The organism is Galbibacter sp., from assembly GCF_035306585.1.
Classification (GTDB): Bacteria; Bacteroidota; Bacteroidia; order Flavobacteriales; family Flavobacteriaceae; genus Galbibacter.
This window is the reverse complement of sequence record NZ_DATGNU010000075.1, coordinates 1-6,875: the sequence shown is the minus strand read 5'-3', so window position 1 is coordinate 6,875 and position 6,875 is coordinate 1. Positions and strand designations below refer to the sequence as shown.

General features: G+C 37.9%; 3 protein-coding genes and 1 rRNA gene. 3 read left to right on the top strand and 1 reads right to left on the bottom strand.

What is annotated here, in order from left to right; genetic code table 11:
- Window positions 1–16 precede the first annotated feature (16 nt).
- Window positions 17–124, top strand: a 5S ribosomal RNA gene (gene rrf, locus VKY50_RS07425).
- A 239-nt stretch (window positions 125–363) separates the two neighbouring features.
- Window positions 364–2,154, top strand: coding sequence for a hypothetical protein (locus VKY50_RS07420; RefSeq protein WP_324300421.1), 1,791 nt, complete (start codon window positions 364–366; stop codon window positions 2,152–2,154).
- Between the two features lie 117 nt (window positions 2,155–2,271).
- On the opposite strand, the gene VKY50_RS07415 is transcribed toward VKY50_RS07420, so the two are convergent.
- Window positions 2,272–4,149, bottom strand: a complete 1,878-nt coding sequence (locus VKY50_RS07415) for a hypothetical protein (RefSeq protein WP_324300420.1) — start codon at window positions 4,147–4,149, stop codon at window positions 2,272–2,274.
- A 208-nt stretch (window positions 4,150–4,357) separates the two neighbouring features.
- On the opposite strand from VKY50_RS07415, the gene VKY50_RS07410 reads away from it, so the two are divergent.
- Window positions 4,358–6,875: right-handed parallel beta-helix repeat-containing protein (locus tag VKY50_RS07410; protein ID WP_324300419.1), on the top strand; the 2,518-nt coding region annotated here is incomplete at its 3' end.

Below are 6,875 nucleotides of genomic sequence, written 5' to 3'. Positions count from 1 at the left end.
GGTAAGAGTTATGATTTAAGGTGGTTATTGCGACGGGGCTCACCTCTTCCCATTCCGAACAGAGAAGTTAAGCCCGCCAGCGCCGATGGTACTACGAAAGTGGGAGAGTAGGTCGCCGCCTTCTTTTAAAATCCTAGTGTTAAACAACACTAGGATTTTTTTTGCCATAAAGTCAAGTGATAATGTTTTTGCAACCAATGCATAACACTAGTATAATCACTGGATTTCTTTCTCTAGAAATTTCAACAACCATTTAACGATCCCGGTTCTTGGCTTTTAAGTTTGGTTTTAATGATAATTATCATTTTTTAAGCCTACTGCAATTTGAACCTTTGTGTGAACATTATATTGTAATTTATTTGTATGACACATAATTTTCATATTCCAGTAATGGGATTGGCATACACCATCGATACACCATTAAGAGTGGCATCTAAAGGAATCGATTCTGTAGTGTCCATTGTAGATGATGATTTGGCTGAAAAAATGCGCGCTTTTTTTTGTAAAAAGCATCAACTCCCATATACTTCAATTTCTGCGAAATCAATCGATCATAGAGCCAAGAGGATAACAGCTTATCTCAATGTATTGGATCGGTTGGTTAAAGAAAAGTTTCAAAACTTCCTTGATGAACTCTCCGCCAATAAAAAGGAATTAGATCAATTCATCGGAATGTTGCCACCTAAGTCCGTCATTCTAGAAAAGATTAAGGAGCTCTCACCGGAGAATTTTTTACAACACGCAAGTTTGATTATTAAAGAGCACCTTTCTCCTGGAGCTATTGATGTTAATATAATGACCAAGGTGGATAAGACAAACTTTCGAAATAAGGTTGCTTTAGATACTATATATAATGATGCACACGCTTCCCTTAGAGGCTTTGCTCAGAGCAACCTAAAATCAACCTTGATTCTCTCCGCAGGAATGAATCCGTCACTTTACAGTTACATAGGTACTTTTAGCGATTTTCTTCCAGATGCCGATGGACAATTAAAGAAAAAAGTGAGTTTAAAGGTAAGTGACTTTAGATCTGCGATGATCCAAGGGAACTTCTTAGCTAAAAAAGGCGTATGGGTATCGGAATACCGCATTGAATCAGGACTCAATTGTGGAGGGCATGCCTTTGCAACAGATGGTTTATTATTGGGCCCTATACTGGAGGAATTTAAAACAAGACGAACGGAATTGGAAGAAAGTATTCACGGAGTTTTAATAAAAGCATTGAAGGATAAGGGATGTTATGTTCCAGACCAACCGCTAAAAACTAAGATAACGGTACAAGGTGGTGTAGGTACTTCGGAAGAACACAATTTTCTTCTGGATCACTATTCTACAGATGCTGTTGGATGGGGTAGCCCCTTTCTATTAGTTCCAGAGGCAACTGCTATCGATCAGCAAACACGTCAGCTTTTAGCGAGCGCTAAAGAAGAAGATCTTTATAGAAGTGAACTATCACCATTAGGGGTGCCTTTTAATACCCTTAGAGGAGCTAGTAATGATTTCTATAAGCAAATGCGCATTGATAAACAAAGGCCAGGAAGTTCTTGTCCCAAAAAGTATCTTGCCCTTAGTAAAGAATTTGGGGAAGAGGGAATTTGTACGGCATCTCGAAAATACCAAGAGCTCAAAATCAATGAGTTAGAAGAATCGAAATCGGATTATACCAATAAATCCTTACAAGCTAAGCGCGATAGTATCACGGTAAAATCGTGTCTGTGTGTGGGCCTAGCCAACCCTGCTTATATGGAGAAGGAAATGGAAATCAAAGGAGAAAAACAAGGGGTGGTGATTTGTCCAGGGCCCAATTTAGCTTATTTTGATAAGGAGATTTCACTCTCGGAAATGGTGCGTCATATATACGGATACACCAATGTGTTGAAAAAAGGCATCCGTCCTCATATGTTTATTAAAGAACTGCAATTGTATGTTGATTTTTTAGTAGATGATATTCAAAACAATCTTGAGGGAATTAACAGGGTAAAAGTAAAACGATGGAAATTATTTAAGCGTAATCTCATGGAGGGAATTAGCTATTACGAGAATCTTTTTGGTGCTGAAACCACTTTTTTTAAGGATCAAAAAGAAACCGTACTTGAGATACTCAGTTCCTATAAAAGTAATGTAAATGATATTATTATTCCTAATGTAAACTAGGCGCTATTCATTTATATTGTTTGTCGAACTCCATAGAAACCTAACCTTGCTTTAGGCCAGAGTTATCGGTGATGAATAATCACCTTATGCTCTGGCCTTTTATTTTATGTGTATAATTTATTCTTCTTTGGTTCCTAAGCTGTGTATAAACTCATCGAGATTTTGATCCTTGGTTAATTGCAATTTTTGTTTAATTCGATATCTTGCCATGCGGATACTTTTGGGATCTACATTTAATTTAGCTGCAATTTCCTTGTTGGTAAGCCTCATTAGTATATAAAAACAATATTTCTGATCGAGTCGCGTGAGTTTTTGATCTGCTTTGCTTTGCAATCCTTCAATAAATTCAGGGCGTATTTCTGTGAGCTCGGTTTTAATTTCCTCATAGCCCTTATCCACCTCGATATTTTTTGAAATCAGTCTTTTGATTTGCTGATACATGGGGTCTGTGTTTTTTAAACCACTCAGTTTTTCTGTTAAACTACTAAGTAACTGGTTCTTTTCCTCCACATGCAACTTGCCAGCTAAAAGTTCCTTTTCTAATCGATCTAACCGTTCTTGTAACAGTATCTGCTCAACTTCTAATCGCGCAGCTTCTTCCTCCTTAAGACTTGCTTGTAGTTCAGCTTCGCTTTTAAGACCAACTAAAAGTAACTGTTTTTGTTTGGCATTTTTTAATCGGAAATGGTAGGTTCGAAAGACAAAGAATAGAGCGATCAGCCCAATAGTAATTAGAATCAGATAAAGATGATTCAATTTCTTGTTAAGAGCCGCTTCTTGTTTGGCTGTGCTGAGTGCTAGTTCTTTTTTCTCGGATTGGTAAACCACCTCAAGTTTTTGAGTGATGGAATGTTTTTCTTGATTAAAAAGTTCACGATCATAACGCATGTACTGCTTGTAATATTCCAATGCTTTCTCGTGATCTCCTCTCTTTTCTGCTACACGGGATAGGGCGTTGCTGATCCTAGACTTTGTTCTGTTAGTTCCCCACGGGCTGGCGATAATTTCTGTCATGGCCCTTTGAAGAAGCTCTTCTGCCTTTTTGTAGTCGTTTTGTTTTAAGGCATATTCACTGAGAATTCCATAGCTATTGGCTACAATTTGTGGTTGATCATACTCCCTTGCTCTGGCAAGTGCCCGATTGATGTAATGGGTTGCACTATCCTTATATGATAGTGGGTAGAATTCAAAATAAAGATTGGCGATATTTAAAGCAGCAATTCCTTCAATGCTTTTACTTTTGATTCGATTTTGGTTTGTTTGGGTAAGAGCTAATATGGCCTTATAGTAATACATAGCGGAGTCCAACTGTTGTTGCGACCTTTTCTTTCTAGATTTATAAAGGTAATACGAACCCATGCTGAGATATGCGTTTGCAACGGCATCTGGGTCTTTGCTTTTGTATGCGGTTTCTAGGCATAATTTGGTATACCGAAGTTGTTGCTTTGGAGAATTCCAATAACCTTGAATGGATGCTAAATGATGGTATAAAATACTTTGAAACAACCAGGTCTCTTCTTCTTTTTGTTCAAATAAGCGAAGCGCATCGAGCATATATTGATAAGCCTTTCCCCTGTTATCAACAAGGTTCTCTAGCCAACCTTGTTGCAGAAGTACGCGTCCTTTTAAAATAACATTATTTGTTTGTGCTGCATTTGCAAGGGCACTATCCATAATACTGTAAGCATGCTTTAGGCTGTCTTGTTGGGAGTATAGATAGCTAATGGTAGCTTGAACAAAGCCAGTATATCCTGGGTCATCTTCGTAGTAACTTAACTTAAGCGCATCCTTTGCCAATTCCATTGCATGGTTTCTTTGGTTGTTTCTAGCTGTGATTTTGGCCAGATCTGCCAAGGCTTCAATACGTTTTGAATTGGAACTTTCTTCTTGTTTAATGATCCTATTCAAGGAATCGATGATAATGGATTGTGCCTGGATATTTGAAAATTGTAGTAGGGATAGGAGGGTGGCTAAAATTGTTAGGGTTTTCCTCATGAAGTAAATATAATCATTTAATGCCTTTTAATAGAAAATTGAATTTTTTGTAGACGCATTGTAGACGTTTTATGGATTTTTTGTAGACGCGGAGTATGTGGCTTACAATAGGTCTTAGTACTATGGAATGCTAATTTTACCCTTGTTAATTCGGCAACTCATACTGCTGTTTACCTCTATTCAACTCTACTACCTGACCCAAATTCATATGCAACAAAAAATAATTTTAACTATCCTGTATATCTTATTATATGTAATTGGACTATCAGCACAGACCGCCATTTATGTTGCTCCTAATTCAAATGGAAATGGAACTAGTTGGCAAAATGCCAGTAATATTCAAGATGCTGTTTTAAACGCCTTGGATGGTGATACTATTAAATTAAGGGAAGGTGTTTATAGCATTACAACTACCTTGGAAATAGATAAGGCATTAATTATTTTAGGAGGTTATTCTAGTACTGGAAATACAAGGGACCCTGAAACGCATAAGAGTATACTGGATGGACAAAATAAAGAAAGTATAATGCACCTAAAATACTCTTCTATGGGATCAATAATAGAGGGTGTTTATTTTGAAAATGGATTTGGTAGTAACTATGCAGGTGCGTTAACAATTCAAGGATCTGAAGTAAAGGTTCGCAACTGCACCTTTAGACACAATGTTTCTGAGAGTTCCATAGGTTCTTCGGCGATATATATTCGAGAAAATAATGTCCTTATTGAGGATACAAAATTCGAGGAAAATCAAGTAATCCGTAAAGATGATCCTGGTGGTAATGCTGGTGGAGCAATTCATATCCGACACATTAACAATACGCGAATTGTAAATTGTCAATTCCTCAATAATACGTCTTATTACCCTGGGGGTGCCATTAGTTCGTGGGGACCGAATACCAGCATTGAAAACTGTACATTTACCAATAACCATAGCCAGAGTCATGGTGGTGCAATTTATAAGAATTTTGATAACCTTACCATAAAGGATTGCGCCTTTACTGGGAACGAAGCTGGTGAAAATGGAGGGGCCGTGTATAACAACAACGACCCATTAGTGCTGTCAAAGTGTGTTTTAAAGGAAAATTTAGCTGTGTCCAATGGAGGTGGGCTATATGGTAGTTTTAATGAAGTAAAAATATCTAAAGTTTATTTTGAGGATAATCGGGCTTCAGTTCATGGGGGCGCTATCTACTGTAGTGCAGCAACCATGGCTATCATAGATGCCGTATTTTGGAATAATAAGGCTGTAAATGGTGGTGGAGCAATTTATAATAGCGAAATCATCACCTTGAGCAATGTCGATTTTATTGGCAATACTAACATTGCATTTTTAATAGGTCCGTCGAGTTCCAGTAACTTGTATAATTCTATATTTTATAAGAATACCTCCTTAGCGAGCATGTCATATGCCAATCCGGATATTGCAGTACAAGAAGATGCCCATTCTAATTCCCTCAATATTGAGATCATTCAAAACCTTTTACAAGTGTCCCCAACTCTTGGAGTCTATCAGGATAACTTAATCGGAGTCGAACCCCTTTTTATAGAAGAGGAGTCAGGGGATTTTAAACTTCAACATGCAAGTCCAGCTATTGATGCTGGTAAAGCCTTATTATACAATGGCGTTTCAGATGTGAATGCCGGAAATTCCGAAGATTTGGCTGGAGAAAGTCGTTTAACTGCAGCCAATATTGATTTAGGGGCGTACGAATACAGTAGCATTTTGAGTTGTACTCAACTTTCCAATCCTTTAAATAATGCTTCCGATGTTGCTATTGTTACAGACATACAGTGGGATGCCGTTGAAGAGGCTACAGGTTATAGGATTTCCATAGGTACTACCCCGATGGGGACTGAAATTGTGAATAATCTTGATCTAGGAGATGAAACTAGTTACTCGCATACATCTAATTTCCCTGAAGGCACTATTATATATGTAAGGGTTACCCCTTATAACCAAGCGGGTGAAGCCACTGCTTGCTTAGAAGAACAATTTACCACCGAGACGTTACTTAAAACCCCAGCATGTACACAGCTTATAAGTCCAATAGATGGGTCAACCCAAGTTGCTAATGATACAGACATACATTGGGACTTAGTGGAAGAAGCTCTAGGTTATAGGATTTCCATAGGTACTACTCCGATGGGGACTGAAATTGTAAATAATCTTGATCTAGGAGATGAAACTAGTTACTCGCATACATCTAATTTTCCTGAAGGTACTGCCATTTATGTAAGGGTTACCCCTTATAACCAAGCGGGTGAGGCCACTGCTTGTTTAGAAGAACAATTTACCACCGAGACTTTACTAAAAATCCCAGCGTGTACACAGCTTATAAGTCCTTTAGATAGATCAAGCCAAGTTGCTATTGATACAGACATACAATGGTACTTAGTGGAAGAAGCTGTAGGTTATAGGATTTCCATAGGTACTACTCCGATGGGGACTGAAATTGTGAATAATCTTGATCTAGGAGATGAGACTAGTTACTCGCACTCATCTAATTTTCCAGAAGGTTCTATTATATATGTAAGAGTTACCCCTTATAACCAGGCGGGTGAGGCCACTGCTTGCATAGAAGAACAATTCACCACTGAAGCATTTACTGAAAATCATTTGCTTGCTACTAAATACGGAATATCTCCAAATGGGGATGCTATCAATGATTTTTGGGAAATTGAGGGGATTGAGAATTATCCAGATAATTTGGTTACAGTGTATAATA

What these genes read in the sequence shown, in the direction of transcription:
- VKY50_RS07420 (WP_324300421.1), top strand. Translation starts at nt 364, where the DNA reads ATGACACATAATTTTCATATTCCAGTAATGGGATTGGCATACACCATC.
- VKY50_RS07415 (WP_324300420.1), bottom strand. Translation starts at nt 4,149, where the DNA reads ATGAGGAAAACCCTAACAATTTTAGCCACCCTCCTATCCCTACTACAA.